The sequence below is a fragment of the Pseudomonas sp. IAC-BECa141 genome (genome assembly GCF_020544405.1).
GTDB lineage: Bacteria > Pseudomonadota > Gammaproteobacteria > Pseudomonadales > Pseudomonadaceae > Aquipseudomonas.
Genome location: NZ_CP065410.1, coordinates 1,330,965 through 1,356,960 on the forward strand (window position 1 = coordinate 1,330,965; position 25,996 = coordinate 1,356,960).

Sequence of the window (25,996 nt, forward strand, 5' to 3'; positions counted from 1 at the left end):
AATGAGGAATCAATATGGATTATCCGAAAAGCGTTCCCGGCTCAGGCTTGGAGAATGGCAAGTTCGTCGATGAAGACCCCATCGCCGGAAAACCGGGATCGTTGATCCCGGCCAGCTGGGGAAACAGTGTGACCCAGGAAATTCTCAACGCGATCACGGCCGCCGGCCTGACGCCGGATGAGGAGCAGACCGATCAACTGGCCCAGGCAATTCGGCAACTGGCGAAACCCGATCCGCTGCAGCAGTTTCCCGTGCAGGTTTATCGCAAGAATCTGCTGATCAATGGCGGATTCGACATCTGGCAACGCGGCACGACGAATCTGGGGCCGAACATCGGTGGGTATGTGGCGGATCGCTTCCGCTGCGACTGGAACGGCAACGCGGGTGTCAGCATTTCGCGCCAGGATTTTGCCCTCGGTCAGACCGAAGTCACGGGGGAGCCCGCTTATTTCCTGCGCTGGCAGCAGGCAACTGCAGGCACCGGGGCAACAGTACATGGAGTCTCCCAGAGCATCGAATCGGTCAGGACTCTGGCCGGACGAACGGCGACGGTCAGCTTCTGGGCGCGATCCGATGCGACGCGTCCGTTGCGAGTCACGATTACCCAGCAGTTCGGGACGGGGGGCTCGCAAGGTGTGGTGAAGGTTGTCGATGTCTTTCAACTGAGTACTTCGTGGAAGAAATACAGCGCAACGTTTCAGGTGCCGACCATCGCCGGGAAAATGCTGGGCGCGAATGATTGCCTGACCTTGTCGTTCGATCTGCCGCTCAACGTGTTGCAGACCGTCGATCTGGCACAGGTGCAACTGGAGGAGGGGCCGATTGCGACACCGTTTGAATATCGTCCGGCGGCGGAAGAGCTGAGCCTTTGTCAGCGTTATTTCGAGAAGTCTTTTGCGAATCGTCTGCCGATCCGTTCGAACAATGGTGCCGCAACCTGCATTGGTAACTTCACCCAGGCTGCGGCGGCCAATACCGGTCAGTACGGAATGAGCATCGATATGCAGGTGCTCAAGCGCGTGCAACCTACCATCGTGCTGTACTGCCCGGGAGATGCGAGCAATCAAGTCTGGCATCAGGGTCTGATGAAGGCGTGTACGGGGACCGTTTTGCAAAGCGTGACCGAGCGAAGCTTTGCCATTGCCACCGTGACCCCTGTCGGCAGTGTTCCCGGGCAGATTTTGCAGATCGAATGGACCGCGGACGCGGATATCTAGGAGGTAAGTGCATGAGTTATCAGCTCACATCGTCTGGCGTTCTGCGCCTGAGTGATTCAGCGTTCATTCCACAGGAGCCGACCAACCGTGACTGGCTCGAGTATCAGGAGTGGCTGGTGTCTGGCGGGCAGGTACTGCCACTGGATCCGCCGCACGAGAGTGTGACGGCCAATCAAGGCATGCTGGGTTTATTCAAACGAATGATTCAGGTTGCTCCCGACAGCACTCTGAAAACTGAGGTAAACAATGGCTGATCAGCTCCGGCCGCCAACCGTGATTCAATCGGAGCATCCAGGGAGGATCGAGCATTATGCAAATTACTGAAGACAACCTACTCAACATCATGCCCAACGCCCGCCGCCAAGCGGGCGTTTTTGTTTCTGCACTCAACGATGCCATGGCGCGCCATCGCATCGACACGCCCAAGCGCATCGCTGCGTTTCTCGCCCAGATCGGACACGAATCGGGGCAGTTGCAGTACGTGCGTGAACTGGGCAACAACCAATACCTGAGCAAATACGACACCGGTACGCTGGCCTTGCGCCTGGGTAACACGCCCGAGGCGGATGGCGACGGGCAGAAGTATCGCGGTCGCGGGTTGATCCAGATCACCGGGCGCGCCAACTATCGCCAGTGCAGTCTCGGGCTGTTCGGCGATGAGCGTTTGCTGGCGCTGCCGGAACTGCTGGAACAACCGCAATGGGCGGCCGAGTCCGCTGCGTGGTTCTGGGAGAAGAATGGCCTGAACGCGCTGGCGGATCAGGATCAGTTCAACAGCATTACCCGGCGGATCAACGGCGGGTTGAACGGCTTGCAGGATCGCCTGGAGCTGTGGGGGCGGGCGAGGGCGGTGCTATGCCTGCCTTCGGTCTGAGCATCTGGCGGCTGATTGGCCTGGTGCTGCTGGTCGCAGGGTCGGCGGCGCTGGCGTGGCAATTCCAGGACTGGCGCTACGGTCGGCAACTGGCCGAGCAGGCCCGGCAGCACGCCGAAATCCTCAATCAACTGACCCTGACGGCCGCGACTGCGCAACAGGCCGAGCAGGACAAGCGACTGGCCGTTGAGCAACGGCTCGCGGCCAGTGAACAAACTCATTACCGAGCACTGAACGATGCCCAACGTGATCAGGATCGCCTGCGCGATCGTCTTGCCACTGCTGATCTGCGCCTGTCAGTCCTCATCGACGCAGGCGATGCTGCCCAAGGCTGCGGTGTGTCAGCCACCACCGGCGCCGGCGGCGTGGATCATGCAACCGTACGCGCCCGACTTGACCCGGCGCATGCTCGACGAATTGTCGCCATTACCGGCGAAGGCGACCGTGGACTGATTGCCTTGCAGGCTTGTCAGGCCTATATCAGAGCGCTGGCGCCTGCACATTTTGAATAAGCTTGTGTATTGAAAGCGCAACCGGCTCGTGTACGGTGGTACCCATTCCATCCGATCCGGAGCGCGCCGTGAAAGAAATCACCCAACTGGCGGCCGAACTTGGCCGACGTCTGCAATTGCTCAACGCCCACGTCACTACGGCCGAGTCCTGTACCGGTGGCGGGATTGCCGAAGCCATCACCCGCATTCCGGGGAGTTCGGCGTGGTTCGAGGCGGGTTACGTGACCTACTCCAACCGCCAGAAAACCCAGCAGTTGAATGTACCGGCTGATCTGTTCGGCACCGTGGGCGCGGTCAGTCGCGAGGTGGTCGAGGCCATGGTACGTGGCGCTCAGGAGAAAAGCCTGGCGCGGTTTGCCGTGGCGGTCAGCGGTGTGGCCGGGCCGGACGGTGGTTCGCCGAACAAACCGGTGGGCACCGTCTGGCTGGCTTGGGGCGTGGGCGACGCGGTTTCCAGTGAGCTCCAGCACTTCCCCGGAAACCGCGACGAAGTCCGCCGACAAACGGTGAAGGCCGCGCTAGACGGCTTGCTGCGACTAGCGGCACGAGAAATCGAAAATCAGGGGTAGGCGATCCGTGAACGCTGTGGAATAATACTGGCTACTTATACAGGTGTTGGCCGTCAGGCCTTATTGATTACGTGAGGACTTTAATGGACGACAACAAGAAGAAAGCCTTGGCTGCGGCCCTGGGTCAGATCGAACGTCAATTCGGCAAGGGTGCCGTAATGCGTATGGGCGATCAGGACCGTCAGGCGATCCCATCCATCTCCACCGGCTCTCTGGGTCTGGACATCGCACTTGGCATCGGCGGCCTGCCAAAAGGCCGTATCGTTGAAATCTACGGTCCTGAATCTTCCGGTAAAACCACATTGACGCTGTCCGTGATCGCCCAGGCTCAAAAAGCCGGTGCGACCTGCGCCTTCGTCGACGCCGAACATGCCCTCGACCCCGAGTACGCCGGCAAGCTGGGCGTCAACGTCGACGACCTGCTGGTTTCCCAGCCGGACACCGGCGAGCAGGCCCTCGAAATCACCGACATGCTGGTGCGCTCCAACGCCGTTGACGTGATCATCGTCGACTCTGTGGCCGCCCTGGTGCCGAAGGCTGAAATCGAAGGCGAAATGGGTGACATGCACGTGGGCCTGCAAGCCCGTCTGATGTCCCAGGCGCTGCGTAAAATCACCGGTAACATCAAGAACGCCAACTGCCTGGTGATCTTCATCAACCAGATCCGGATGAAGATCGGCGTGATGTTCGGCAGCCCGGAAACCACTACCGGTGGTAACGCGCTGAAGTTCTACGCTTCGGTTCGTCTCGACATCCGCCGTACCGGCGCGGTGAAGGAAGGCGACGAAGTGGTCGGCAGCGAAACCCGCGTCAAAGTTGTGAAAAACAAGGTGGCTTCGCCGTTCCGTCAGGCCGAGTTCCAGATTCTCTACGGCAAGGGTATCTACCTGAACGGCGAGATGATCGACTTGGGCGTGCTGCACGGTTTTGTCGAGAAGTCCGGCGCCTGGTATGCCTACGAAGGCACCAAGATCGGTCAGGGCAAGGCCAACTCGGCCAAGTTCCTGGCAGACAACCCGGAAGTTGCGGCCAAGCTCGAGAAGCAACTGCGTGACAAACTGCTGTCGCCAACAGTGATCGCCGACTCGAAGGCTTCTGCGGTCAAAGAGACCGAAGACGACCTGGCTGACGCTGATATCTGATTGCACCGATGACAACCGCCGTACTCGATACCCTCGTCGCGGTGCGGCGAACCGCCATGGACCTGCTCGCACGCCGCGAGCACGGTCGAGTCGAGCTGACGCGCAAACTGCGTCAGCGTGGCGCTCCCCCCGAGATGATCGAAACAGCCCTTGACCGTTTGACGGAAGAAGGGCTGCTTTCCGAAGCCCGTTATCTTGAAAGCTTTGTTTCCTATCGCGCCCGCTCCGGTTACGGCCCACTGCGGATTCGCGAAGAACTTGGCCAGCGCGGTTTGCAACGCGCCGATATTGAACTCGCGTTGCGTGAGAGCGGCATCAACTGGCAGGAGCAGCTAACGGACACGTGGCAACGGAAGTTCTCCGGACAGCTTCCCGGCGATGCCAAGGAGCGCGCCAGACAAGGTCGGTTCCTGGCGTACCGGGGATTCTCGATGGAGATGATCAACTGCTTGTTCAGCGGCAGAGGGATGGACGATTAAATCGCTCCAGCTTCAATCAAAAAACGGCCCGCTATTTCAATAGCGGGCCGTTTTTTTGCCTTCACGTTACCTTCGACGGTTCGCGGGTGCGTTGCGCGGTCTGGGGGTTTGACTCGGCCCAGTTTTCAGGCTGGTTGATGTAGTCCACCAGTTCTCGCAGACGGCCGTGGTCCCGGGCATTGAAGGCGAAGGCCAGTCGCGTCAGGTGGCTGAATTGAGCCTCGTCGTGTTCTTCACCGGCGTAGGCGTGTTGATGGAACTGGTCGCTCAGGCACAGATCGGCAAAGGCTTCCTGCATATGGTCGAGGGCCTGATCGCTCAGCTTGTGGTTCATGCGAATGACAAACTGGCGCTTGAGCCAGCGGCTGGAGTGGAAGTTGCCGTAGAACTGGTTGATCTGTTCCACCGCCTCTTCAACGTTGTAGACCAGGCGCATCAGCTTCAGGTCGGTCGGCAGGATGTAGCGGTTTTCCTCCAATTGCTGGCGGATGAAGTCCAGTGCGCCTTGCCAGAACGTCCCGCCCGGTGCGTCCAGCAGCACCACCGGCACCAGGGGACTTTTACCGGTCTGGATCAGCGTGAGTACTTCCAGCGCTTCGTCCAGGGTGCCGAATCCGCCAGGGCACAACACCAGCGCATCGGCCTCCTTGACGAAGAACAGCTTGCGGGTGAAGAAGAAGTGGAACGGCAGCAGATTATTGGTGCCGTCCACAGTGGGATTGGCATGTTGTTCGAAGGGCAGGGTGATGTTGAACCCGAGGCTTTGATCGCGACCGGCACCTTCATGCGCGGCTGCCATGATTCCGCCGCCGGCACCCGTGATGACCATCATGTTCGAGCGGGCCAGCGCCGCCCCGAGTTCACGAGCCATGGCGTAAAGGGGATGTTCGACCGGGGTGCGAGCCGAGCCGAACACCGTGACCTTGCGTCGTCCCTTGAACTGTTCAAGGGTGCGAAAGGCCTGCTCCAGTTCGCGCAGGGCTTGCAGGGTGATCTTCGCATTCCAGCGGTTGTGGTCTTCCTGGGCCATGCGCAGCACGGTCAGGATCATGTCGCGGTAAATGGGGGAATTCGGGCTGTTGGGTGACACGAGGTTGAGTTGTTCTTCGACCTTGCTGATGAGGTCGTGGCCGCTTTCCTGAAAATGACGGCTGAGCAGGTCATTCGGTTGGTAAGGCATGCAACTTCTCCTTCTGCACAGGGCTTTCGGCCCTGACGTGCGGCGTCAGTGCCGCGCTGCAAGAAAACAGACATCCGGCAGATCCTTTCCTGCCGTTGGAAAAATGAACGGGAATACTTTGAATCTAGACCCTCGAAGCACTTCTCGCTCATCGAGCATTGCGCCGCAAAGTCTTTCCTGGCAACTGCTTATTGGCGTTTTGCGAAGTGTTTTCACCGCTCGTCCGATGCCGCGTCGAGGGCTGAATGCTCTGATTTACTAAGTTAAAGGCGCCGTACGACAACTTTGCGTCAACGACCGTACGCAAGGTGCACGCTATTCAAGGATTTGCGGGTGGCAAGGAGGCAGGACACATGACCAGAGTCATTCTGGAGATCGATACGCAGCTGTATCGGTTGTTGAAAGCATCGGCCGAGACCAACCAAGTGAGTCTCGAGGAGGAGTGCTGCCGACGGCTGGCGGGAGGGGATCGCCGCTCGCGTTACTTGCAGGCCTTGCTGGCCGAACTGCGCGCCGAGGATGAACAGCGGCGCGCCACGTCGCGATGATTACTTCTTCTTCGCTGGAGCCGCTTTCGGGCAATCCGATTCCTGGTAGCTGGCGGAGCCGATCGCCTTGTTGCTTTTCACTTCGGTGAAGTCGTAACGCATGATCGCGCCCTTGGCCATCAGCTTACGGTACGACGGATTGTTGCAAACCGAGGCGCCCAACTGGAAATACACGGCTTTGGGATCGGCGCGCATTTTGTCGGCGTGGCTCTTTTGCACGCTCAGGTGGTTGATCAGCGTAGTGCCTTCGACGGTGTAGCCCTGATCAAGAATGTCTTCGTTGATCGCCCGTGGCGTGCCGACGCTGCTTTGTGCGGCGACATTGCGCAGCTCTCGGTTCAGATTCTGCTCACTCAGGGAAGCCGCCTGAGCGCTGAAGGACGAAGCCAGCAGAATGGCAGCGGTGGGAACGATAAGGCGCAGCATGAAACTCTCCTGGTTCAGTGACTGGTGGTTCGACCAGCCACGTGACTGTGCGTTCAGTGGCGGCGAATTATAGGGGAGCCGGTCGGGAGGGTACAGGCTTGTGCCTGCCGCTCTGGTAAACTGCCGCCCTTTATTGCCCTGCCGAGTATCGTTTGTGTCGAGTTTTCCTGTCTGCCGGTGCCGCCTGCAATGAATCATGCCCCCAACGCCGTGGCCCGCCTGCGCGACCAGCGCGAGGATGAAGGTATCAAGCCGATTCAGGCCCGTGGCTTTCGCTCCCCGCGTTGCCGCGATTGTCGGGTGATCATCAGCCATTGCCTGTGCGCCTGGCGGCCGACCGTCGATACGCGCTCGGGCGTTTGCCTGATCATGACAGGCAAGGAAGTGTTCAAACCCAGCAACACCGGTTGGCTGATCGCCGACATCGTGCGCGACAACCATGCCTTCATCTGGTCCCGGACCGAACCTGACGAGCAACTGCTGGCGCTGCTGAGCGACCCGCAATGGCAGCCGTATCTGGTGTTCCCCGGTGAGTACGTCGATCCCTCGCGGGTGACCAACACCGTGGATCTCGATAGCAGCAAGCGTCCGCTGTTCATCTTGCTGGACGCGACCTGGACCGAAGCCCGGAAGATTTTCCGCAAGAGCCCGTATTTCGACCGCTTGCCGATTCTGAGCCTGTTACCCGACAAGCTGTCGCGTTATCGCCTGCGCCGCTCGACCCGCAGTGAACACCTGTGCACCGCCGAAGTGGCGGCGCTGTGCCTGGAACTGGCCGGCGATTCGGACGCCGCGTCGGCGCTGGACGCCTATTTCGATGTGTTCACCCAGCATTACCTGGGGGCCAAGCAGCAACTGGAGGTCAATGTGTCGACGCCGGCCCACGCCGAATTGCAGCCCTATATCCGAAACGCGCCCCCCGTACCGGCCTGATCCTGGCCCATACTGCTAAAGCAGTGGCCGTGCGGCTTGACCACCCCGGCTTCGCTGGTCATGCTTGGCGCCGATTGGGGTGCGGCCAAGGTTTGAAACGCCGTTTTTGTTCGTGATTGGCGTTGAACGTGCCCCTGTGGATGCCGCTGCCGGGCGGTGTCTGGATTTGCTTTGGCAAGGCCCGAATGCGCGGGCCCGCCATCAAAAACAGGATCATTTGAAAAATGGCCACATACGACATCCTGATTGCCGATGATCACCCTCTTTTTCGTAGCGCACTGCATCAAGCGGTAACGATGGGCCTTGGCCCGGACGTGCGCATGGTGGAAGTGGCGAGCATCGCCGAGCTGGAAGCCCGCCTGACCGAAAAGGCTGACTGGGATCTGGTGCTGCTGGACCTGAACATGCCGGGCGCTTTCGGGTTTTCCGGGCTGGTGATGCTGCGCGGTCAATACCCGCAGATTCCGGTGGTGATGGTTTCGGCCCAGGAAGAAGCCTCGGTGATGGTCAAGTCCCGGGAATTCGGCGCCAGTGGTTTCATTCCCAAGTCCAGCGACCTGAGCGTGATTCAGGAAGCGGTGCGCAAGGTGCTGGACGGCGATGTGTTCTGGCCGCCTCAGGCGTTTGAAGCGGTCAGTGTTTCGGATGAAGCCAAGGCTGCCAGTGATGGCCTCGCGAGCCTGACACCGCAGCAGTTCCGGGTGTTGACCATGGTCTGCGAAGGGTTGCTGAACAAGCAGATCGCCTACGAGCTGAGCGTGTCCGAAGCGACCATCAAGGCGCACGTCACGGCGATCTTTCGCAAGTTGAACGTGCGAACCCGGACCCAGGCAGCTTTACTGCTGCAGCAACTTGAGTCAATTCCGAGCCAGTAAGTGCTGGCGTCTTCACGCTTTTTTGACTTTCGTTGATCTAGCTTCCCCACTTTCTTTCGGTCGGTTATCTACTTTATGTCACCTTTCAAGGGCCAGACGGGCCTGAAACGCATCCTCAACGCTTCCGGTTACTCGCTGGACGGCTTGCGCGCCGCCTTCACTGGCGAAGCTGCTTTCCGCCAACTGGTGCTGCTCAACGTGGTGCTGATTCCGCTGACGTTTTTTCTCAATGTCAGCCGGGTCGAGCAGGCGTTGCTGATCGCTGTGTGCCTGCTGGCGCTGATCGTCGAGCTGTTGAATTCGGCAGTGGAGGCGGCCATTGACCGCATCTCGCTTGAGTTGCACCCGCTGTCCAAGAACGCCAAGGACATGGGCAGTGCCGCGCAATTCGTGGCGCTGAGCATGATTGCCCTGGTGTGGGCGGTGATTCTGCTTTAGGCGATGCTCGGCAGAACGATCTCGTCGCTGCGCTGGACCCCGGCGGTGAAGGCGCGGCACAGGTCGAGGAATTCGCGCATGGCGGAGGTCTGGTACTTCTGTTTGTGCCAGATGAAATAGAACTGCCGCGCCAGATCCAGATCCGGCGTCTCCACCGGCACCAGGCTGCCGCGACGGAAGGCATCACGCAGCGCCAGGCGCGAGATGCAGCCAATCCCCAGACCTGATTCCACGGCGCGCTTGATCGCTTCGGTGTGTTCCAGCTCCAGCCGGATGTTCAGCGCGCTGCGGTGATGGCGCATCGCCTGATCGAACGTCAGGCGCGTCCCCGAACCCTGTTCCCGCAAAATCCACGCTTCGTGCGTTAACGCTTCCATGGTCGCGCTGCCGCGTTTGGCCAGTGGATGCTGCGGGGCGCAGAACACCACGAGTTCATCCTCGACCCAGCTCTGTACTTCGATGTCCGGATGGCTGCAATCGCCTTCGATTAGACCCAGATCAATTTCGTAATGAGCCACTTGTTGCACGATATTGGCAGTGTTCTGCACATGCAGCTTCACCTGACTTTCGGGATGGCGCTGCATGAAGCCGCCAATCAGCAGCGTCGCCAGGTAATTGCCGATGGTCAGGGTCGCGCCCACCGACAGTGAGCCGAAACCGGATTTGCCGTTGAGCAGGTCTTCGATTTCCTTGGCCTGATCGAGCAGGGCCACGGCTTGCGGCAGCAACTGTTTGCCCAGAGCGTTGAGGCTCAGACGTTTGCCGGCGCGGTCGAACAGCTGGCAGCTGGACTGGCGCTCCAGTTCGGTGATGGAAGTGCTGGCGGCCGATTGCGACAGGTTGAGCAGACCCGCAGCACGGGACACGCTTTCCTGTTGGGCGACAGCAACGAAGACTTGCAGTTGACGAAGAGTAAATCGCATATCGATATAACCGATAACCCTTATCTTAATAATCCAGTTAACAGATATTGTCGGCGCTATTAGAATGCGATGCAATTGCGCACCGTCGGCATCCTTCAACGCGAGCCGGGCAGGCGCAGATCAATCTCCAGGAGTCCCACGTACATGAGCAACATGAACCACGAGCGTGTCCTCAGTGTTCATCACTGGAACGACACTCTGTTCAGCTTCAAGTGCACCCGCGATCCGGGCCTGCGCTTCGAGAACGGTCAGTTCGTGATGATCGGCCTGCAACAGCCAAACGGCCGCCCGCTTATGCGCGCTTACTCGATCGCCAGCCCGAACTGGGAAGAGCATCTCGAGTTCTTCAGCATCAAGGTGCAGGACGGTCCGCTGACCTCCCAGCTGCAGCACCTGAAGGAAGGCGACGAGATCATCATCTCGAAGAAACCGACCGGCACCCTGGTGCTGGACGACCTGAACCCGGGCAAGCACCTGTACCTGCTGAGCACCGGCACCGGTCTGGCGCCGTTCATGAGCGTGATCCAGGACCCGGAAACCTACGAGCGCTTCGAGAAAGTGATCCTGGTTCACGGCGTCCGTTACGTCAACGAAGTCGCCTACCGCGAGTTCATCACCGAGCACCTGCCGCAGAACGAGTTCTTCGGCGAAGCGCTGCGTGACAAGCTGATCTACTACCCGACCGTGACCCGCGAGCCGTTCGAGAATCAGGGCCGTCTGACCGACCTGATGCGCAGCGGCAAGCTGTTCCGCGACATCGGCCTGCCTCCGATCAACCCGCAGGACGACCGCGCGATGATCTGCGGCAGCCCGAGCATGCTCGACGAGACCAGCGAAGTGCTCGACAGCTTCGGCCTGAAGATTTCGGCGCGTATGCGTGAGCCGGGTGATTACCTGATCGAGCGTGCATTCGTCGAGAAGTAAGCTGTTTATAGGTGACGCAGAGCGTCACTGGATGCATTCCCACGCAGAGCGTGGGAACGATCAGCCCGCGTTGCCTGAGAAGGCAGCGCGGGCTTTTTCGTTTTCGGGGTTCAGTCAGCGGCGGGAATCACTTCCAGGACGCGAATCTGCTCCGGCGTGGGGTAATGCCAGCGCACATCCAGATCCCAGAACTGCGCGCCGTATTCGCGTTCGGGCGCGGGCGTCTGATACGCCGGACGCGGGTCCTGGGCCAGGCATTGCTCGATCAGCGCCACTAAAGGTTCATCGAGGCGTTGAGCGTGTGTGTGCGCCTGTTTCAGCGCCGAGTCCGTCCACTGCACGTCAATCAACTGCGGCGCAGCGCTGGCGATGCTGTTGGACGCGTCAGCAATAATGTCGGCGTAGGGCACGTAGGGTTTGATGTCGAGAATCGGCGTGCCATCCAGAAGGTCGATACCGGAGATGAACAGGCGATTGGCCTCGACTTTGTCCAGCTTCACCACTGACTGGCCGATGCCGTTCGGCCGATGCGTGGCGCGAGTGGCGAACACGCCCATGGACTTGTTGCCACCCAGGCGCGGAGGGCGGACTTTGAGGCGCGGCTTTTCTTCCAGTGCCTGATGGAACAGGAACAGCAGCCAGACATGACTGACCTGCTCCAGCCCCTGTACTGCGTCGCCCTGATCGAACGGTGCCACCAGTTCCAGCACGCCACGGGCGGCGGGGGCCAGTTGCGGCTGGCGCGGGATGGCGAACTTCTCCTTGAAGCAGGAGCGGACAAAGCCGATGGGGGAAACGCTGTAAGTCATGGTGTGCATTCGAAGCGGAGCAGGGCGGGCATGATAACCCGGCAGGCTTCAAGTCTGGTGGTGGCAGGGCTGGCCTCTTCGCGAGCAAGCTCGCTCCCACAGGAGTACGCATTCCAAATGTGGGAGCGAGCTTGCTCGCGAAGGCCGGGTCGCCGACCTAAAGACTAAACCCGCCATCCAACGGAATGATATTCCCGGTCATATACGCCCCGGCAGTACTCGCCAGGCTGATCGCCAACGCCGCCATTTCCTCTTCACGGCCCCAGCGTTTCATCGGGATCAGCGCGGTGTCTTCGGCCAGTGCCTGCTGATCGTTGCCGATATGCTGGGTCATCTTGCTCGGGAAACGCCCCGGCGCGATGACGTTGACGTTGATGTGCTGGCTCACCAGTTCCCGGGCGAGAATTCGCGACAGTTGATGCAGAGCAGCCTTGCTCGGCCCATAGGCGTAGGCCTGTTCACCGAAAGACGAGATCCCCGCCACCGAACCGATGTTGATGATCCGCGCCGGATTGGCCGCCGAGCCGGATTTGCGCAGCAACGGCAGAAATTGCTGGATGCAACTGAACACCGAGGTCACGTTGAGTTGCATGACCTTTTCCCAGCCCTTGACCGGGTAGCTCTCCAGCGGAGCGCCCCAGGTGGTGCCGGCGTTGTTCACCAGAATGTCCAGATGAGTGATCTGCTCGCCCAGTCGCGCGACCAGTTCTTTTACGCCTTCTTCCGTCGCCAGATTCGCCGCCACGCCCAGGCAAGTGCCCACGGCACTGAGTTCTTCAGCGGTTTGATGACAGGCTTCAGCGTCACGGGAGCAGACGTACACGCGGGCGCCGGCTTCGACAAAGGCCTTGGCGATCATTTTGCCGATACCACGGGTGCCGCCGGTCACCAGGGCGGTGCGGCCTTGCAGGGAGAAATACGGGTGCATGGCGAATCCTGAGGGCTAGGGTTCAGTACACCCTAGTCGCCGGCCGCGAAAAGCGGAGCCACTATTTTTGGAAGGAATGGAGGGGCATGCATGAAAACGGCGACCGAAGTCGCCGTTTTGTTTTTGCAAAAAATCAGCCGCGAACGCGCAGGGTCAGGCCCTTGAGGAAATTGCGCAGCAACTGATCGCCGCACGGGCGGTAGTTGGTGTGGCCGACCTTGCGGAACAGCGCGCTCAGCTCAGGCTTGGACACCGGAAAATCGGCCGACTTGAGGATCGCGTGCATGTCGTCTTCTTTCAGTTCGAAGGCCACGCGCAGCTTTTTCAGGATGATGTTGTTGGTCACCGGCACTTCGATCGGCAGCGGCGGACGGCTCTCGTCCTTGCCGCGCTTGAAAATCACCAGACCGTCGAGGAAGTGCGCGATGACTTCGTCCGGGCAGCGCACGAAGCCTTCTTCGTCTTCTTCTTTCTTGTCGAGGTAGGTCACGACATCGGCAAGCGTGACGTCCAGGCCGCCGAGTTTGATGATCTCGACCACTTTCTTGTCGCTGATGTCGAGCATGTAGCGCACGCTGCGCAGAACGTCATTGTGAACCATGTGTGCAATCCTGTTTGTTCGCTGTGGGCATCGCGCGGGCGCGGTGCCGGAAATATAGGGTGGCTTGCGAGCCTTAGAATTTCTCTTTGCCGGACAGGTAGCGCCATTGGCCGACAGGCACCTTGCCGATGGACACGCCGCCGATGCGGATGCGGCGGCTGCCGATCACCTTCAGGCCGACCGCTTCGCAGAGCTGGGCGATGATTCCCGGCTGCGGGTTCTTCATGGCGAAGCGCAGGCGGTTTTCGTTCTGCCAGCTGGCCTTGACCGGCGGCAGCTCCTTGCCCTTGTGGGTGAGGCCGTGCTGCAGGCGATTGAGGCCGTGGGCAACCATGTCGCCTTCGACTTCGACCACGTATTCCTGCTCGATTTTGGCCGCGTCGGCGGTGAGCTTGCGCAGCACCTTCCAGTCCTGGGTGAACACCAGCAGGCCGCTGGCCTTGGGTTGCAGGTCAGCGCTGGCGGTCAGGCGCAGGAAATGCCCGCGCAGCGGACGCTTGCCATAGCGGTGCTCTTCGCTGAGGGTGTCGGCATTCAGCGACTGCATGGCGGTGTCGACATCCATGCCGGCCGGCACGTTGAGCAGAATGGTCACCGGCTCCGGCGCGGTGGCCTTGGCGTCCTTGTCGAGCTCGACTTTCTGGTCGCCGACCTTGAATTGCGGCTCGTCGATGATTTCGCCGTCCACGGTGACCCAGCCGCCCTCGATGAACAGCTCGGCCTCGCGGCGGGAACAACCGACCAGTTCGATGAGGCGTTTGGAGAGGCGAATCGGGTCAGTCATGACAGGGGCCGTAACAAAAAAGGGGTGGGCATTGTACCTGCCTGGGGCCGGTTAAGCCCGATTGCATTTGCGCCGTGTGGCTTTTAGCCGCGTACCGCGCGCTGCTCCGGTTGTTTCAGACGCATATGCAACAGCGGATAGGGCTGGCCCATGCCATCGACTTCCGAGCGGCCGATCACCTCGAACCCTTGCTTGAAATAAAACCCCAGGGCCTGCGGGTTCTGTTCGTTGACGTCCAGTTCGTCGGCGTTCAGGTGCTCCATGGCGTACTTCAGCAGTTTCCTGCCAAGGCCCTGGCCGCGATGCGCCGGGTCGATGAACAGCATTTCGATCTTGCCCGCCGCGACCCCGGCAAATCCGGTGATGCGCTGGTGGCTGTCGCGGGTGCAGATCAGCATCACTGCGTCGAGGTAGCGGGTCAGCACCAGATTCTTCAGCAGCTCGATGTAGGATTCCGGCAGAAAATCATGAGTCGCGCGCACCGAGGCCTCCCAGACCCGGGTCAGTTCCTGATAATCGCTGAGTTTCGGCGTGTGGATGACCGAGTGGTGACGCATGCCCGATAGCCTCTTTGTCATGGATGAGGGAGTCCTTCCCACCCCAAACGATAGCCGTAAAAAAGCCCCGCATCTCGTAAAAGAGAGCGGGGCTTTCTGTATTTTTCGCGCTTAGATCTGTTCGGCCCAGAGGTCGTACTCGTCGGCGTCGGTCACCTTGCACCAGACCTTGTCGCCCGGCTTGAGGTTGCTGCCATTGTCGATGAACACGTTGCCGTCGATTTCCGGGGCATCGAAGAAGCAGCGGCCGACTGCGCCTTGCTCGTCGACTTCGTCCACCAGCACTTCGATTTCACGGCCGATGCGCATTTGCAGACGGGCCGAGCTGATTTCCTGCTGGTGTGCCATGAAGCGCTCCCAACGATCCTGCTTGACGTCGTCCGGAACGATATCCAGGTTCAGGTCATTGGCCGGTGCGCCTTCGACCGGCGAGTACTGGAAGCAGCCGACGCGGTCGAGTTGGGCTTCGGTCAGCCAGTCCAGCAGGTACTGGAAGTCCTCTTCGGTTTCACCGGGGAAGCCGACGATGAAGGTCGAACGGATGATCAGGTCCGGGCAGATCTCGCGCCAGTTCTTGATCCGCGCCAGGGTCTTGTCTTCGAACGCCGGGCGTTTCATCGCCTTCAGGACTTTCGGGCTGGCGTGCTGGAACGGGATGTCCAGGTACGGCAGGATCTTGCCGGCGGCCATCAGCGGGATCAGCTCGTCGACGTGCGGGTACGGGTAAACGTAGTGCAGACGGACCCAGACGCCGAGGGTGCTCAGCGCTTCGCACAGTTCGGTCATGCGGGTTTTCACCGGCGCGCCGTTCCAGAAACCGGTGCGGTATTTGACGTCAACGCCGTAGGCGCTGGTGTCCTGGGAAATCACCAGCAGTTCCTTCACGCCGGATTTCACCAGGCGCTGGGCTTCGTTGAGCACGTCGCCGACCGGACGGCTGACCAGTTTGCCGCGCATCGACGGGATGATGCAGAAGCTGCAGCTGTGGTTGCAGCCTTCGGAAATCTTCAGGTACGCGTAGTGACGCGGAGTCAGCTTGATGCCTTGCGGCGGCACCAGGTCGATCAGCGGGTTGTGATCCTGCTTCGGCGGCACGACTTCGTGCACCGCGTTGACCACTTGCTCGTACTGCTGCGGACCGGTGACGGCCAGCACGCTCGGGTGCACGTCACGGATGTTGCCTTCTTCCACGCCCATGCAGCCGGTCACGATGACCTTGCCGTTTTCCTTGATCGCTTCACCGATGACTTCCAGTGATTCGGCCTTGGCCGAGTCGATGAAGCCGCAGGTGTTGACCACGACCACGTCGGCGTCCTGATAGTTGGACACCACGTCATAGCCTTCCATGCGCAGCTGGGTCAGGATGCGCTCGGAGTCGACCAGTGCTTTCGGGCAACCCAGAGAAACGAAGCCAACCTTTGGATTGGCCGGCGCAGGAGTGGTGGACATGTCTAACCTCGGTGTTTTGTGACGTCGCTTGCCTGATGGCGGAAGCCGACGGACGGGCGCTTGAACTGCGCCTCTGATCAAAAAGTGCGCAATTCTAGCGATGAGCAACGCACTTGACCAGCTTTATGCAGGGAAATACGACGAGTGCTGCGCTATGCTTCGCGCCGTTGAGCTTTACCAATTTTTTACAGTCAACAAAACGTCTGTAACAGCAGGTAAAACAGCGCATGCTGCACCACAAAGCATAGTGCTTCATTCAAAGAAGCCGGTTCTGAGAAGTAGGAGTGTTGGATGGGTCAGGCAAGTAGTCATGCGGCAGGCGCCGAAGGTTCGGCCACCAAGCCGCTGAGTATGCTGGTCGCGGCAGTCGGGGTAGTTTACGGCGACATCGGCACAAGCCCGTTGTACACCCTCAAAGAAGTGTTTTCCGGCGGTTACGGCGTACCGGTGAACCACGACGGAGTGCTGGGCATTCTGTCGTTGATCTTCTGGTCGCTGATCTGGGTCGTGTCGATCAAATACATGATGTTCGTGCTGCGTGCCGACAACCAGGGCGAGGGCGGCATCATGGCGCTCACCGCACTGGCACGGCGGGCAGCGGGGGAGCGCAGAAAATTGCGTTCGCTGCTGGTGGTCTGCGGCTTGATCGGCGCAGCGCTGTTCTATGGCGACAGCATGATCACCCCGGCGATCTCTGTGCTGTCGGCCATCGAAGGTCTGGGCCTGGCATTTGACGGGATCGACCATTGGGTCGTGCCGTTGTCGTTGGTGGTGCTGGTCGGGCTGTTTCTGATCCAGAGCCATGGCACAGCACGGATCGGCATTCTTTTCGGGCCGATCATGGTCACCTGGTTCCTCGTTCTCGGCGCTCTGGGCGTGTACGGCATCAGCCATTCCCCGGAAGTGCTAAAGGCCCTGAACCCGATCTGGGCCGTGCGCTTTTTCATGGTGCATACCGGCATGGGCGTGGCGATTCTCGGCGCCGTGGTGCTGGCGCTGACCGGTGCCGAAGCGCTGTACGCCGATATGGGCCACTTCGGTCGCAAGCCGATCGCCCGGGCGTGGTTCCTGCTGGTGCTGCCGGCGCTGGTGCTTAACTACTTCGGACAGGGCGCCTTGCTGCTGGACAACCCGGAAGCGGCGCGCAACCCGTTCTACCTGCTGGCGCCAGGCTGGGCGCTGATTCCGCTGGTCGGTCTGTCGACCCTGGCCACCGTCATTGCGTCCCAGGCGGTGATTTCCGGCGCGTTCTCCCTGACCCGTCAGGCGATTCAGCTTGGTTACATTCCGCGTATGTACATCCAGCACACGTCCAGCGACGAGCAGGGCCAGATTTATATTGGCGCAGTGAACTGGGCGCTGATGGTCGGCGTTGTCCTGTTGGTGCTGGGCTTCGAATCCTCCGGCGCACTGGCCTCGGCCTATGGTGTTGCGGTAACCGGCACCATGCTGATGACTACGATTCTGGTGTCGGCGGTCATGTTGCTGTTGTGGAAATGGCCGCCGGTGCTGGCCGTGCCGGTGCTGATCGGCTTCCTGCTGGTGGACGGCCTGTACTTCGCCGCCAACGTGCCGAAGATCGTCCAGGGCGGTGCGTTCCCGGTGGTCGCCGGTATCGCCTTGTTCATCCTCATGACCACCTGGAAGCGCGGCAAGCAGTTGCTGGTCGAGCGCCTGGACGAAGGCGCGCTGCCGCTGCCGATCTTCATCAGCAGCATCCGCGTGCAGCCGCCGCACCGCGTTCAGGGCACAGCCGTGTTCCTCACCGCCCGTTCCGACGCGGTGCCGCATGCGCTGTTGCACAACCTGCTGCACAACCAGGTGCTGCATGAACAAGTGGTGCTGCTGACCGTGGTCTACGAAGACATTCCGCGCGTACCACCATCCCGACGCTTCGAAGTCGAGGCCCATGGCGAAGGCTTCTTCCGGGTGATCCTGCACTTCGGCTTCACTGACGAGCCGGACGTGCCGCAGGCGCTGAAACTGTGTCATTTGGACGACCTGGACTTCAGCCCGATGCGCACCACCTACTTCCTCAGCCGCGAAACGGTTATCGCCTCGAAACTCGAAGGCATGGCCCGTTGGCGTGAAGCGCTGTTTGCGTTCATGTTGAAGAACGCCAACGGGAACCTGCGGTTCTTCAATCTGCCGCTGAACCGGGTGATTGAATTGGGGACGCAGGTGGAGATTTAGGCTCCGTCTGAACTGAAAGCCCCCGTCAGCCTTGTGGCTGTCGGGGGCTTTTTTGTGCGTGTCCGGTTGGAGTGCTTGGTCGGATAGTGGAAACAGCAAGTTGCACTATGTTTAATTCAGCACAATACTTTGTGCATTAACGTACGCATCAGCATGTGAGTGAGAGGTGATTATGACGGCATTATTAGAGCGTGCTGACCAAGCAATTTCCGTGACTGCCATGGTCAGGAGCTTCAGCGCGAAGCTCAAGGAGATTTCCAGTCGTGCCACTGAGCGTCTGGTCATCTTCAAGGACAATCAACCGGCAGCGGTCATCATCAACGTGCAGGCCTATCAGGAAATGCTGGATGAACTTGAGGACCTTCGCATTGAAGCGGCAGCCCGCGAACGTCTGAGCAATTTTGATCAGACCAAGGCTGTCAGCCATGAGGATATGCGGGCAAGGTACGCCCGGAAGGATTAAGGGAGCGCTGGATGGTTTGGGGAGTGATTTATCATCCGGAAGTCCAAGGGGATCTTGATCAATTGGGATCAGCAGCTGCCAACCGGATACTGGATGTGATCGAAGAACGGATCATCCACGGCGAGCCGGATAAAAGTGGCAAGCCTCTGAGGGCCAGTCTTGCGGGGTGCAGACGAATTCGAACGGGCGACACGCGAATCGTTTATAGAGTTGATGGCCGGGCCATCCAGGTGTTGATCGTTGCGGTGGGGGCTCGACGTGACGAAGAGGTGTATGGCGCTGCTGAAAGGCGCCTCTGAACAAAAGGCCACCGTCAGCCTTTTGGCTGGCGGGGCTTTTTCGTTTTTATGCCGTTACATGCTTTTGGGCAACTCTGCTTCAGACTCGGTTTTCGTTCTCGCGGGTCGCGGCATCAGGGCCTTCATCACGTCGTCGACCAAGGCTTTGCCGATTATCGTCAGGTAGTGCGCGGCCCAGGCGTGACGGTCGCTCTCCTTGTCGTAGGCGGCATCCTCGGCTAAGGATTTGGCGAGGAACAATAGGTCTGAAGCCTGGGACAGTGCTTCGACGATCGGGACGCCGGAGCGAACGTTGAGTAACGCCTGATCCGAGCTGTAGAGGAAAGAGGTGAAGCCGATTGTTGTGAGATCTGCGGGGGACGGCGATTTCGTTTCGGTCATGGTGTTACTCCTTGGTTCGAGGAGCTGCGACTTCCGTTACCACACGAAAGGGAGGCAGCTGTACGCAGGGTGGTAAACCGGGAACCAAGGAAACCGGCACGCCCGAAGGCGTCCCACGCACAGCTGCCATAACTCGAAATCACAGGCTTGAAAGTGTCTGTGATTGTGATGAGGGTGCTGTTGCGCTGGTTTATCCGGGTTACCACACCCGATCGCTGAAAGGGTCAGCGACCTCTGGAGAGTATCCCGTCGGAAAACAGCGCAATAGGGCGGCAAAGTGCTCAAGCAGGAGATTAGGAGTTTGCCTACAAGGTATGCGGACGTCATCTGATATTGCGACACCAGACGTAAACGAAATTCAATGTTGATGGAGGTTTTGCGCGTCTTTGATGCGGCAGATGAATGTGGAGTTGACGACTCGAAAAGGCCAATGAAGCAGGTGTCCACGTTTTATGGAATGTGGACGCCTGGCGTTTTCAATTTCATGAAGAGTCAAGCATTGAGTGAAAAAGCCCCCGCAACTGCGAAGTTGCGGGGGCTTTTTTGGGGGGCGCTTCAGATCACTCTTCCGCCACCTGCGCCGTGTTCTGGCGCTTCTCGATCAAGTCCACCAAGCGCTTGGCCAGCGCCGGGTAGTTCTCGTCGAAGTGGTGGCCGCCAGGCAGCTTCACCGCTTCGCCCACCGCGGTCTTGTCGGTGCAACCGCTTTCGTCGGTTTCTTCTTCACCGTAGATGCACACGACCTTGGCCGGTGGCAGCTTGGCCATTTCCGGGCCGGTGGCGGCTTCTTTGCCGGCATTGCCGAGCCAGCCTTCGACTTCGATTTCGAAACTGCCGGTGCGGGCGAAGGCCAGCAGGATGATTGCGTCGACGCGTTGCTGCTCGGTTTCCGGCAGGCGGTTGTAGATGGCCGGCAGGACGTCGGCGCCGAACGAGTAACCGGTCAGGATGAAGCGCTTGGTGCCCCATTTCTGGCGGTAGTGCTGCATCAGTTCGGTCAGGTCCAGCGCGCTCTGTTCCGGGCTCTTGTGCTGCCAGTAATAGCGCAGGGTGTCGATGCCGACGACCGGGTAGCCGATCTTGGCCATTTCACCGGCCACGTCGCGGTCCAGGTCACGCCAGCCGCCGTCGCCGGACAGGAACAGGGTCACGGTGTCCTTGGCCTGGCCGGCCGGGACTTCCACCACCGGGATCTGCAGGCCGCCGTTGGCCTTGTCGCCCCCGACGAGGATCTTGCGCAGTTCGTTGTTCAGCACTTGCGGCAGGTTGATGTCGTAGTCGCTGATGCTGGTTTCGGCGTTCGGTTGATCGCGCACGAAACCGGCGCTGGTGTCGTCCGGGTTGTCGTTCCACGCCACCAGCCAGTGGCCGTGGGCGGAGGATTTTGGCAGCAGATGGGTGCAGCCGGGTTTTTCCAGGGCCAGGTCGACGGAGACGGCCTGGGCCTTGTCGTCTTTCTGTTCGGACAACCAGCGCCACGCCAGCACGGCGCCGGGGCCGATGCCGCTGACCAGCGTCGCCGGGCCGTTCAGTTCGCGCAGGCCGGCTTGCAGGGCGCGGCTCTGCAGCAGGCAGTCCTTGGGCAGGATCACCTGAACGATCTGCGCCGAGGCGCTGCGGCTCAGGGTGCTTAGTTGCTTGTCGCTGAGTTTCTGGTCGTCGTTGACTGCCACCAACACCTGAGCCTTGGGCTTGGTGCCGGGGATGACCCGGGTCATGGCGGCGCCATCGGCCGGGGTGAGCTGTTCGAGGGTCGGTTCCGGTGCCGGGCGTTTGAGGTACCAGAAACCGCCACCGGCAATCGCGGCCAGCACCAGCAGTGCGACCAGGATGTACTTCAGGGAGCGTTGAATCATCAGCGTTTCACCAATCCAGTCAAGCCGCCCGCGATCAGGGCAGCAGTGTCGGCCAGCGCCACCAGCGGATCGAGTCCGGCGGGCACGGCCATATAACGGGGTTCCCAGTCAGGCTGGAACTTGTCTTTGAAGCGGCGCAAGCCTTGGAAGTTGTACAGCTGCTCACCACGGCGGAAAACCATCGAGCCCAGACGCTGGGTCAGCGGTGCCCCGCGCCGGGGTTGCAACCCCGACAGCGGCACCATGCCCAGGCTGAAGCGCGCGTATCCGTGACTCTTATAGTGTTGAATCAGACCGACCATCATGAATTCCATGGTCAGCTTGGGGGCGTCCGGGTGCGCGCGCATCAGGTCGAGACTGGCCAGATCATGGCTGTAGGTCTCGAGCAGGTTGGCGAACGCCACCGGGCGGCCTTCGAAGCGAATCACCGCGATGCGGAAATGCCTCAGGTAATCGTCGCTGAAACGGCCGAGGGAGAAGCCTTTCTCGCGCACGTTCTTGCCGGTGAGCCAGGCATCGGAAATCACCTTGAGCTCATCCATCGGTGCGTGGCCCGGCTCATGGATTTCCAGCGACAGACCATCGCGGGTGCCACGATTCCAGGTGTAGCGCAGGTCCTTCATCTCCTTGCCCTTGGCTTCCAGGTCAAAGCGATGCAGATCGACCCGGGCTTCTTCGCCCAGCTTGATCGCGGTCAGGCCGATGTCCATGTAGTACGGCAGGTTCTCGGCGCGCACCTGATAGAACACCGGGCGGGCGTGATGGATGTCGCACAGGTCGCGGAACTGCCAGATCATCTCGGCCCGTTGCTGGCCGGGGCCGATCGGGTCGTACAGGGCCACCAGACTGCGGCCGCGACGGGCATACATCAGGAAGGCTTCATCATTGGGGTGAAACAGCAGCGCCTTGTCGCCGGTCAGGGCCAGGCCGCCGTCCGGTTGCGAAGAGGCCATCAGGATTTTCGAGGCGCGCTCCAGCTCATCGGGTGTCGGCAAGTGGATCACCGGGCGAGCGGTGCGCAGCAGCCAGGTCAGGGCAATCACCAGCAACAACACGGCGGCACCGAGCAGCGAGCGCAGACCGCGCGGGGCGTCGGCGTCGAGGGTGAACTGCCACCACAGTTGATGGCTGTACGGAACGTCCTGATAAGCGAACAGCAAAAGCCAGGTCGAAGCACCGAGTACGCACAGGCTGGCCACCAGATACAGCGGCGAGAACGGCAATTCGGTCAGACGGCTCGGGCGATAGAACGAACGACGGAACACCCCAGCAGCGCGGCGGTGAGGGTCATCAGGGTCGCCTCTTCCCAGTCGAAACCCTTGAGCAGCGAGAGCAGGGCGCCCACCAGCAACAGAATGGTGGTCAGCATCCATGCCGCCGACAACCGGCGACGCAGGCCTTGAGCGAGCATCAGGCACAGCACGCCGATCAGGCTGGCGCCAAAGTGCGAGGCGTCGACCAGACGGTGAGGAATCAGAAAACCGATGTGCTCCAGACGAGTGTCGATCTCTGGCGTCGCGCCGGAAAACAGCAGCACCACGCCGGACAGGAACACCAGCACCGCGAGGATCGGTGCCGCCAGACCGGACGCTGCACGCATGGTCTGCGACTGAAACAGGCGCTGGCCTTCGTTGAGCAGCAACAGCACGCAGGCCACCAGCAACGGCAGCACTACATAGATCAGGCGATACAGCAGCAGGGCGGCAGCCAGCGGCGCGGCGCCGAGTTTGTCGGCGAACGCAGCGAGCAGAATCGCTTCAAAAACACCCACACCACCCGGAACGTGGCTGAGTACACCGGCCGCCAGTGCCAGCAGATAGACCAACAGGAATGCACCGAAGGGCGGCGCTTGCGGCAGCAGCAGATAAAGCACGGTTGCAGCGGCGGCGACGTCGAGGGCGGTAATGACCAGTTGCAGGAACGTCAGGCGACGACCCGGCAGACGCAGGGTGCGACGACCGGCCCGGACCAGCAGGTTGTCCAGATAAGGTTGCTCCGGCAGGCGACGGCGATAGATGCCGATGGCCAGAATCGCACCGAGCAGCAACACCACGCCGGCAATCGTACCCAACAAGGTCTCGGACAGTCCCAGTGCCTGTGAGGCGGCCGGCAGGTTGCTCAGGGTCGCAAGGGCGGCCAGTGGCGGCAGGGCGCAGCCCAGCGACAGGCTGGCGAACAGGGTCATGTGCGCGACTTCGGAAGCGCCCAGGCCATGCCGTGCATATAGACGGTAACGCACCGAGCCACCGGACAGCATCGACAGGCCGATGGCATTGCCGATGGCAAACGCGGTGAAGCCGCCCAGAGCCAGGGTTTTCGGTGTCAGCGTCACGCGCGCATATCGACTGGCCGACCATTCGTAGCCGAGCAGAATGATGAAGCCGATGACTGTCGCACCGAGGGCGCCGAGAAGGGCCGGTTTCGGCACCTCGAGAATCGAGTCGTGCAGTGCGTCGAGATCGAGTTCGCTGAGCAGATGGCGACAGGCAATCAGCGCGATGGCGAACAGCAGCAAAGTGACCGCCAGACCGATCGGTTGCCGGTATTTGCTGATCCGATCCAGCAGGCGCAGACGCTCAGGCTTGATCGGTGGGTTCGCTGTGACGGTGTCTTGTGAATCAGACGAGTTGGCGCGCATCAATCACCTCTTGGATTGTGCGCGACAGGATGGAGGTATCCAGCCAAGTTACCAATCCCTGTAGAAAAAAATAATCACAAAATACTACGCCTCTCACCGGGTATCGGCGAGGGCAGCTCCTGGATTGCAGACGCCTTGCCTGCGACTTCAAGCATAGTCGCAACCTGGCGGGACTGAAGATCCTGAACGGTTCACTGCACAGTGACAGATCATTGTTGCGAAAGGACTTTTTCCACAGATACAAAAAAGGCCACTCTTTCGAGTAGCCTTTTTTGATGTTTGGTTGCGGGAGCCGGATTTGAACCGACGACCTTCGGGTTATGAGCCCGACGAGCTACCAGACTGCTCCATCCCGCGTCTGTGTGGCGGCATTCTACAGGCGAACGGCGGGGTGTCAACCGATAATCCCGTGAAGGGTCAAATAAGTGTGCAATCGCGGCAAACGGTCGCAGGGGAAGCGCTAAGTTTCGGAATCGGAACGATTTCCGGAATGTTCGACTGGATCCGAAAAAACCGAAGCGCACAAAAAAGGCCAATCTTTCGATTGGCCTTTTCTGATGTTTGGTTGCGGGAGCCGGATTTGAACCGACGACCTTCGGGTTATGAGCCCGACGAGCTACCAGACTGCTCCATCCCGCGTCTGTGTGGCGGCATTCTACAGAGGAATGCCGTGGTGTCAACCTTCAATTCGGATAAAACCTGTTGAGCTTCAATCGGTTAGCGCTGACGGACGGTCTTTTTATTGAGTGCAGGGCAGACAGGGCAAGGGTTTCAGCTCTATTGGGGATTGGTTTTCGATTGAGTAAATAAATTCAAAGTCCTTTTCCTACAAACTGAAAAGAACATTCGTACCACTGGTGCTATATACAGGTGTCAGTGAGATACTGCCGGTCCGGCTCGCCATGTTTCCTTTTCTGTCATGACTCAGCGAAAAATCATCCACGTCGACTGTGACTGTTTCTACGCCGCCATCGAGATGCGGGATGACCCGAGCCTCGCCGGCAAGCCGTTGGCGGTCGGTGGTTCGGCGGACAGGCGCGGGGTGATCGCCACCTGCAACTATGAGGCGCGGGCTTACGGCGTTCGTTCGGCGATGTCGTCCGGGCATGCCTTGAAGCTGTGCCCGGACCTGACCATCGTCAAGCCGCGAATGGATGCCTATCGCGAGGCGTCGAAGGAAATTCATACGATCTTCAGCGATTACACCGACCTGATCGAGCCGCTTTCGCTGGACGAAGCCTATCTCGACGTCTCGGACAGCGCGCATTTCGGCGGCAGCGCCACGCGCATCGCCCAGGACATTCGTCGCCGGGTTTCCAATCAACTGCACATCACCGTCTCCGCCGGCGTGGCGCCGAACAAGTTTCTGGCCAAGATCGCCAGCGACTGGAGAAAGCCCAACGGCTTGTTCGTGATTACCCCGGACCAGGTCGAAGACTTCGTCAGTGGCCTGCCGGTAAGCAAGTTGCACGGGGTGGGCAAGGTCACGGCCGACAAGTTGAGCAGGCTTGGTATCAGTGACTGTCTGCAGTTGCGCGAGTGGGACAAGCTGGCGCTGGTGCGGGAATTCGGCAGTTTCGGCGAGCGCTTGTGGAGTCTGGCCCGTGGGATCGATGAGCGGTTGGTGCACAACGACAGCCGCCGTCAGTCGATCAGCGTCGAAAATACCTACGACGTCGATCTGCCGGATCTGCGCAGTTGCCTCGACAAGCTTCCGGAATTGCTGGAAACCCTGAAAACCCGCATGGCGCGAATCGACAGCAGTTACCGACCCGGCAAGCCATTCGTCAAAGTGAAGTTTCACGATTTCACCCAGACCACGCTGGAGCAGGCCGGGGCAGGGCGGGATCTTGGCAGTTACCAATTGATGCTGACGCAGGCGTTCAACCGCGGTGGCAAACCGGTACGGCTATTAGGAGTGGGCGTGCGGCTGGAGGATTTGCGCGGCGGGTTCGAACAAATGGAGTTGTTCGAGCGATAAGCGGACAAAAAAATGCC

At 60.1% G+C, this 25,996-nt stretch carries 28 protein-coding genes, 2 tRNA genes and 1 pseudogene; 16 read left to right on the forward strand and 15 right to left on the reverse strand.

The window, feature by feature from the left end; genetic code table 11:
• The first annotated feature begins 14 nt into the window (after positions 1 to 14).
• The 7 genes from I5961_RS05935 to recX all read left to right on the forward strand — a co-directional run bounded on the left by I5961_RS05935 (position 15) and on the right by recX (position 4,793).
• The gene (locus I5961_RS05935) at positions 15 to 1,217 is read left to right on the forward strand and encodes a carbohydrate binding domain-containing protein (RefSeq protein WP_227234616.1); all 1,203 of its coding nucleotides are present in this window, start codon (positions 15 to 17) and stop codon (positions 1,215 to 1,217) included.
• Between the two features lie 11 nt (positions 1,218 to 1,228).
• On the forward strand, positions 1,229 to 1,471 hold the full coding sequence (locus I5961_RS05940; RefSeq protein WP_227234618.1) for a hypothetical protein: 243 nt from the start codon (positions 1,229 to 1,231) through the stop codon (positions 1,469 to 1,471).
• A gap of 56 nt (positions 1,472 to 1,527) precedes the next feature.
• Positions 1,528 to 2,091, forward strand: a complete 564-nt coding sequence (locus tag I5961_RS05945; protein WP_085697380.1) for a glycoside hydrolase family 19 protein — start codon at positions 1,528 to 1,530, stop codon at positions 2,089 to 2,091.
• Positions 2,073 to 2,603, forward strand: coding sequence for a lysis system i-spanin subunit Rz (locus tag I5961_RS05950; protein ID WP_085697381.1), 531 nt, complete (start codon positions 2,073 to 2,075; stop codon positions 2,601 to 2,603). The genes I5961_RS05945 and I5961_RS05950 overlap by 19 nt, the downstream gene beginning before the upstream one ends.
• Before the next feature lie 68 nt (positions 2,604 to 2,671).
• A complete protein-coding gene (locus I5961_RS05955) occupies positions 2,672 to 3,172 on the forward strand; it encodes a CinA family protein (protein WP_085702619.1) in 501 nt (166 codons plus the stop codon).
• Between the two features lie 83 nt (positions 3,173 to 3,255).
• Complete coding sequence (recA, locus tag I5961_RS05960) at positions 3,256 to 4,314, forward strand: recombinase RecA (RefSeq protein WP_085702620.1); 1,059 nt, start codon at positions 3,256 to 3,258, stop codon at positions 4,312 to 4,314.
• An 8-nt stretch (positions 4,315 to 4,322) separates the two neighbouring features.
• Positions 4,323 to 4,793 (forward strand): recombination regulator RecX, encoded by a 471-nt coding sequence (gene recX, locus I5961_RS05965; RefSeq protein WP_085702621.1) that lies wholly within the window; start codon positions 4,323 to 4,325, stop codon positions 4,791 to 4,793.
• A gap of 61 nt (positions 4,794 to 4,854) precedes the next feature.
• Here the strand turns inward: recX and I5961_RS05970 are convergent, their stop codons facing one another.
• A complete protein-coding gene (locus I5961_RS05970) occupies positions 4,855 to 5,973 on the reverse strand; it encodes a TIGR00730 family Rossman fold protein (RefSeq protein ID WP_085702622.1) in 1,119 nt (372 codons plus the stop codon).
• 353 nt (positions 5,974 to 6,326) lie between these two features.
• On the opposite strand from I5961_RS05970, the gene I5961_RS05975 reads away from it, so the two are divergent.
• On the forward strand, positions 6,327 to 6,521 hold the full coding sequence (locus I5961_RS05975) for a hypothetical protein (protein ID WP_085697385.1): 195 nt from the start codon (positions 6,327 to 6,329) through the stop codon (positions 6,519 to 6,521).
• Here I5961_RS05975 and I5961_RS05980 read toward each other — a convergent pair whose 3' ends face one another.
• The gene (locus tag I5961_RS05980) at positions 6,522 to 6,947 is read right to left on the reverse strand and encodes a PA3611 family quorum-sensing-regulated virulence factor (protein ID WP_085697386.1); all 426 of its coding nucleotides are present in this window, start codon (positions 6,945 to 6,947) and stop codon (positions 6,522 to 6,524) included.
• 189 nt (positions 6,948 to 7,136) lie between these two features.
• On the opposite strand from I5961_RS05980, the gene I5961_RS05985 reads away from it, so the two are divergent.
• On the forward strand, positions 7,137 to 7,880 hold the full coding sequence (locus tag I5961_RS05985) for a tRNA-uridine aminocarboxypropyltransferase (RefSeq protein ID WP_227234619.1): 744 nt from the start codon (positions 7,137 to 7,139) through the stop codon (positions 7,878 to 7,880).
• A gap of 58 nt (positions 7,881 to 7,938) precedes the next feature.
• Here the strand turns inward: I5961_RS05985 and I5961_RS05990 are convergent, their stop codons facing one another.
• Complete coding sequence (locus I5961_RS05990; protein WP_170929707.1) at positions 7,939 to 8,112, reverse strand: hypothetical protein; 174 nt, start codon at positions 8,110 to 8,112, stop codon at positions 7,939 to 7,941.
• Here I5961_RS05990 and erdR point away from each other — a divergent pair.
• The gene (gene erdR / locus I5961_RS05995; RefSeq protein WP_085647827.1) at positions 8,105 to 8,755 is read left to right on the forward strand and encodes a response regulator transcription factor ErdR; all 651 of its coding nucleotides are present in this window, start codon (positions 8,105 to 8,107) and stop codon (positions 8,753 to 8,755) included. The genes I5961_RS05990 and erdR overlap by 8 nt on opposite strands.
• A 75-nt stretch (positions 8,756 to 8,830) precedes the next feature.
• The gene (locus I5961_RS06000; RefSeq protein ID WP_003222276.1) at positions 8,831 to 9,193 is read left to right on the forward strand and encodes a diacylglycerol kinase; all 363 of its coding nucleotides are present in this window, start codon (positions 8,831 to 8,833) and stop codon (positions 9,191 to 9,193) included.
• Here I5961_RS06000 and I5961_RS06005 read toward each other — a convergent pair.
• The gene (locus I5961_RS06005) at positions 9,190 to 10,116 is read right to left on the reverse strand and encodes a LysR family transcriptional regulator (protein ID WP_085697388.1); all 927 of its coding nucleotides are present in this window, start codon (positions 10,114 to 10,116) and stop codon (positions 9,190 to 9,192) included. The genes I5961_RS06000 and I5961_RS06005 overlap by 4 nt on opposite strands.
• A 144-nt stretch (positions 10,117 to 10,260) precedes the next feature.
• Between I5961_RS06005 and fpr the strand changes: the two genes are divergently transcribed.
• Positions 10,261 to 11,040: a ferredoxin-NADP reductase gene (gene fpr, locus I5961_RS06010; protein WP_085702623.1), complete on the forward strand. Its 780-nt coding sequence runs from the start codon at positions 10,261 to 10,263 to the stop codon at positions 11,038 to 11,040.
• A gap of 110 nt (positions 11,041 to 11,150) precedes the next feature.
• On the opposite strand, the gene tsaA is transcribed toward fpr, so the two are convergent.
• The 6 genes from tsaA to rimO all read right to left on the reverse strand — a co-directional run bounded on the left by tsaA (position 11,151) and on the right by rimO (position 16,168).
• Positions 11,151 to 11,849: a tRNA (N6-threonylcarbamoyladenosine(37)-N6)-methyltransferase TrmO gene (gene tsaA / locus I5961_RS06015; protein ID WP_227234620.1), complete on the reverse strand. Its 699-nt coding sequence runs from the start codon at positions 11,847 to 11,849 to the stop codon at positions 11,151 to 11,153.
• Between the two features lie 157 nt (positions 11,850 to 12,006).
• Positions 12,007 to 12,777, reverse strand: a complete 771-nt coding sequence (locus I5961_RS06020; protein ID WP_227234621.1) for an SDR family oxidoreductase — start codon at positions 12,775 to 12,777, stop codon at positions 12,007 to 12,009.
• Positions 12,778 to 12,910: 133 nt separating this feature from the next.
• On the reverse strand, positions 12,911 to 13,378 hold the full coding sequence (locus tag I5961_RS06025) for a DUF1456 family protein (RefSeq protein ID WP_085697391.1): 468 nt from the start codon (positions 13,376 to 13,378) through the stop codon (positions 12,911 to 12,913).
• Positions 13,379 to 13,451: 73 nt separating this feature from the next.
• Positions 13,452 to 14,162: an rRNA pseudouridine synthase gene (locus tag I5961_RS06030; protein ID WP_227234623.1), complete on the reverse strand. Its 711-nt coding sequence runs from the start codon at positions 14,160 to 14,162 to the stop codon at positions 13,452 to 13,454.
• 83 nt (positions 14,163 to 14,245) lie between these two features.
• Positions 14,246 to 14,719: a GNAT family N-acetyltransferase gene (locus I5961_RS06035; protein WP_227235565.1), complete on the reverse strand. Its 474-nt coding sequence runs from the start codon at positions 14,717 to 14,719 to the stop codon at positions 14,246 to 14,248.
• Between the two features lie 111 nt (positions 14,720 to 14,830).
• Positions 14,831 to 16,168, reverse strand: coding sequence for a 30S ribosomal protein S12 methylthiotransferase RimO (rimO, locus tag I5961_RS06040; RefSeq protein ID WP_227234625.1), 1,338 nt, complete (start codon positions 16,166 to 16,168; stop codon positions 14,831 to 14,833).
• Between the two features lie 351 nt (positions 16,169 to 16,519).
• Here rimO and I5961_RS06045 point away from each other — a divergent pair, with 351 nt between their 5' ends.
• The 3 genes from I5961_RS06045 to I5961_RS06055 all read left to right on the forward strand — a co-directional run bounded on the left by I5961_RS06045 (position 16,520) and on the right by I5961_RS06055 (position 19,123).
• Complete coding sequence (locus I5961_RS06045; protein WP_413541595.1) at positions 16,520 to 18,361, forward strand: potassium transporter Kup; 1,842 nt, start codon at positions 16,520 to 16,522, stop codon at positions 18,359 to 18,361.
• A gap of 172 nt (positions 18,362 to 18,533) precedes the next feature.
• The gene (locus tag I5961_RS06050; RefSeq protein ID WP_085697396.1) at positions 18,534 to 18,824 is read left to right on the forward strand and encodes a Phd-YefM; all 291 of its coding nucleotides are present in this window, start codon (positions 18,534 to 18,536) and stop codon (positions 18,822 to 18,824) included.
• An 11-nt stretch (positions 18,825 to 18,835) separates the two neighbouring features.
• Positions 18,836 to 19,123, forward strand: coding sequence for a type II toxin-antitoxin system RelE family toxin (locus tag I5961_RS06055; RefSeq protein ID WP_007954964.1), 288 nt, complete (start codon positions 18,836 to 18,838; stop codon positions 19,121 to 19,123).
• 54 nt (positions 19,124 to 19,177) lie between these two features.
• Here the strand turns inward: I5961_RS06055 and I5961_RS06060 are convergent, their stop codons facing one another.
• From I5961_RS06060 to I5961_RS06080, 5 genes and pseudogenes are all read right to left on the reverse strand, one after another.
• Positions 19,178 to 19,504, reverse strand: a complete 327-nt coding sequence (locus tag I5961_RS06060) for a DUF3077 domain-containing protein (protein ID WP_227234629.1) — start codon at positions 19,502 to 19,504, stop codon at positions 19,178 to 19,180.
• Positions 19,505 to 20,064: 560 nt separating this feature from the next.
• A complete protein-coding gene (locus I5961_RS06065) occupies positions 20,065 to 21,360 on the reverse strand; it encodes a virulence factor family protein (RefSeq protein ID WP_085697398.1) in 1,296 nt (431 codons plus the stop codon).
• Positions 21,360 to 23,998, reverse strand: a pseudogene (gene mprF, locus I5961_RS06070) (bifunctional lysylphosphatidylglycerol flippase/synthetase MprF). Before mprF ends, I5961_RS06065 begins: the two are co-directional and overlap by 1 nt.
• 280 nt (positions 23,999 to 24,278) lie before the next feature.
• Positions 24,279 to 24,355, reverse strand: a tRNA-Met gene (locus I5961_RS06075).
• A 205-nt stretch (positions 24,356 to 24,560) separates the two neighbouring features.
• Positions 24,561 to 24,637 (reverse strand) — tRNA-Met (locus tag I5961_RS06080).
• A gap of 280 nt (positions 24,638 to 24,917) precedes the next feature.
• Here I5961_RS06080 and dinB point away from each other — a divergent pair.
• Positions 24,918 to 25,979, forward strand: coding sequence for a DNA polymerase IV (gene dinB / locus I5961_RS06085; protein WP_085683305.1), 1,062 nt, complete (start codon positions 24,918 to 24,920; stop codon positions 25,977 to 25,979).
• The last annotated feature ends 17 nt before the right edge of the window (positions 25,980 to 25,996 follow it).

Excerpts from the sequence above, each read along its gene's own strand:
- I5961_RS05935 (WP_227234616.1), top strand. The coding sequence starts at position 15 with ATGGATTATCCGAAAAGCGTTCCCGGCTCAGGCTTGGAGAATGGCAAG.
- I5961_RS05940 (WP_227234618.1), top strand. The coding sequence starts at position 1,229 with ATGAGTTATCAGCTCACATCGTCTGGCGTTCTGCGCCTGAGTGATTCA.
- I5961_RS05945 (WP_085697380.1), top strand. The coding sequence starts at position 1,528 with ATGCAAATTACTGAAGACAACCTACTCAACATCATGCCCAACGCCCGC.
- I5961_RS05950 (WP_085697381.1), top strand. The coding sequence starts at position 2,073 with ATGCCTGCCTTCGGTCTGAGCATCTGGCGGCTGATTGGCCTGGTGCTG.
- recA (WP_085702620.1), top strand. The coding sequence starts at position 3,256 with ATGGACGACAACAAGAAGAAAGCCTTGGCTGCGGCCCTGGGTCAGATC.
- recX (WP_085702621.1), top strand. The coding sequence starts at position 4,323 with ATGACAACCGCCGTACTCGATACCCTCGTCGCGGTGCGGCGAACCGCC.
- I5961_RS05970 (WP_085702622.1), bottom strand. The coding sequence starts at position 5,973 with ATGCCTTACCAACCGAATGACCTGCTCAGCCGTCATTTTCAGGAAAGC.
- I5961_RS05975 (WP_085697385.1), top strand. The coding sequence starts at position 6,327 with ATGACCAGAGTCATTCTGGAGATCGATACGCAGCTGTATCGGTTGTTG.
- I5961_RS05980 (WP_085697386.1), bottom strand. The coding sequence starts at position 6,947 with ATGCTGCGCCTTATCGTTCCCACCGCTGCCATTCTGCTGGCTTCGTCC.
- I5961_RS05985 (WP_227234619.1), top strand. The coding sequence starts at position 7,137 with ATGAATCATGCCCCCAACGCCGTGGCCCGCCTGCGCGACCAGCGCGAG.
- erdR (WP_085647827.1), top strand. The coding sequence starts at position 8,105 with ATGGCCACATACGACATCCTGATTGCCGATGATCACCCTCTTTTTCGT.
- I5961_RS06000 (WP_003222276.1), top strand. The coding sequence starts at position 8,831 with ATGTCACCTTTCAAGGGCCAGACGGGCCTGAAACGCATCCTCAACGCT.
- I5961_RS06005 (WP_085697388.1), bottom strand. The coding sequence starts at position 10,116 with ATGCGATTTACTCTTCGTCAACTGCAAGTCTTCGTTGCTGTCGCCCAA.
- fpr (WP_085702623.1), top strand. The coding sequence starts at position 10,261 with ATGAGCAACATGAACCACGAGCGTGTCCTCAGTGTTCATCACTGGAAC.
- tsaA (WP_227234620.1), bottom strand. The coding sequence starts at position 11,849 with ATGACTTACAGCGTTTCCCCCATCGGCTTTGTCCGCTCCTGCTTCAAG.
- I5961_RS06020 (WP_227234621.1), bottom strand. The coding sequence starts at position 12,777 with ATGCACCCGTATTTCTCCCTGCAAGGCCGCACCGCCCTGGTGACCGGC.
- I5961_RS06025 (WP_085697391.1), bottom strand. The coding sequence starts at position 13,378 with ATGGTTCACAATGACGTTCTGCGCAGCGTGCGCTACATGCTCGACATC.
- I5961_RS06030 (WP_227234623.1), bottom strand. The coding sequence starts at position 14,162 with ATGACTGACCCGATTCGCCTCTCCAAACGCCTCATCGAACTGGTCGGT.
- I5961_RS06035 (WP_227235565.1), bottom strand. The coding sequence starts at position 14,719 with ATGCGTCACCACTCGGTCATCCACACGCCGAAACTCAGCGATTATCAG.
- rimO (WP_227234625.1), bottom strand. The coding sequence starts at position 16,168 with ATGTCCACCACTCCTGCGCCGGCCAATCCAAAGGTTGGCTTCGTTTCT.
- I5961_RS06045 (WP_413541595.1), top strand. The coding sequence starts at position 16,520 with ATGCTGGTCGCGGCAGTCGGGGTAGTTTACGGCGACATCGGCACAAGC.
- I5961_RS06050 (WP_085697396.1), top strand. The coding sequence starts at position 18,534 with ATGACGGCATTATTAGAGCGTGCTGACCAAGCAATTTCCGTGACTGCC.
- I5961_RS06055 (WP_007954964.1), top strand. The coding sequence starts at position 18,836 with ATGGTTTGGGGAGTGATTTATCATCCGGAAGTCCAAGGGGATCTTGAT.
- I5961_RS06060 (WP_227234629.1), bottom strand. The coding sequence starts at position 19,504 with ATGACCGAAACGAAATCGCCGTCCCCCGCAGATCTCACAACAATCGGC.
- I5961_RS06065 (WP_085697398.1), bottom strand. The coding sequence starts at position 21,360 with ATGATTCAACGCTCCCTGAAGTACATCCTGGTCGCACTGCTGGTGCTG.
- dinB (WP_085683305.1), top strand. The coding sequence starts at position 24,918 with ATGACTCAGCGAAAAATCATCCACGTCGACTGTGACTGTTTCTACGCC.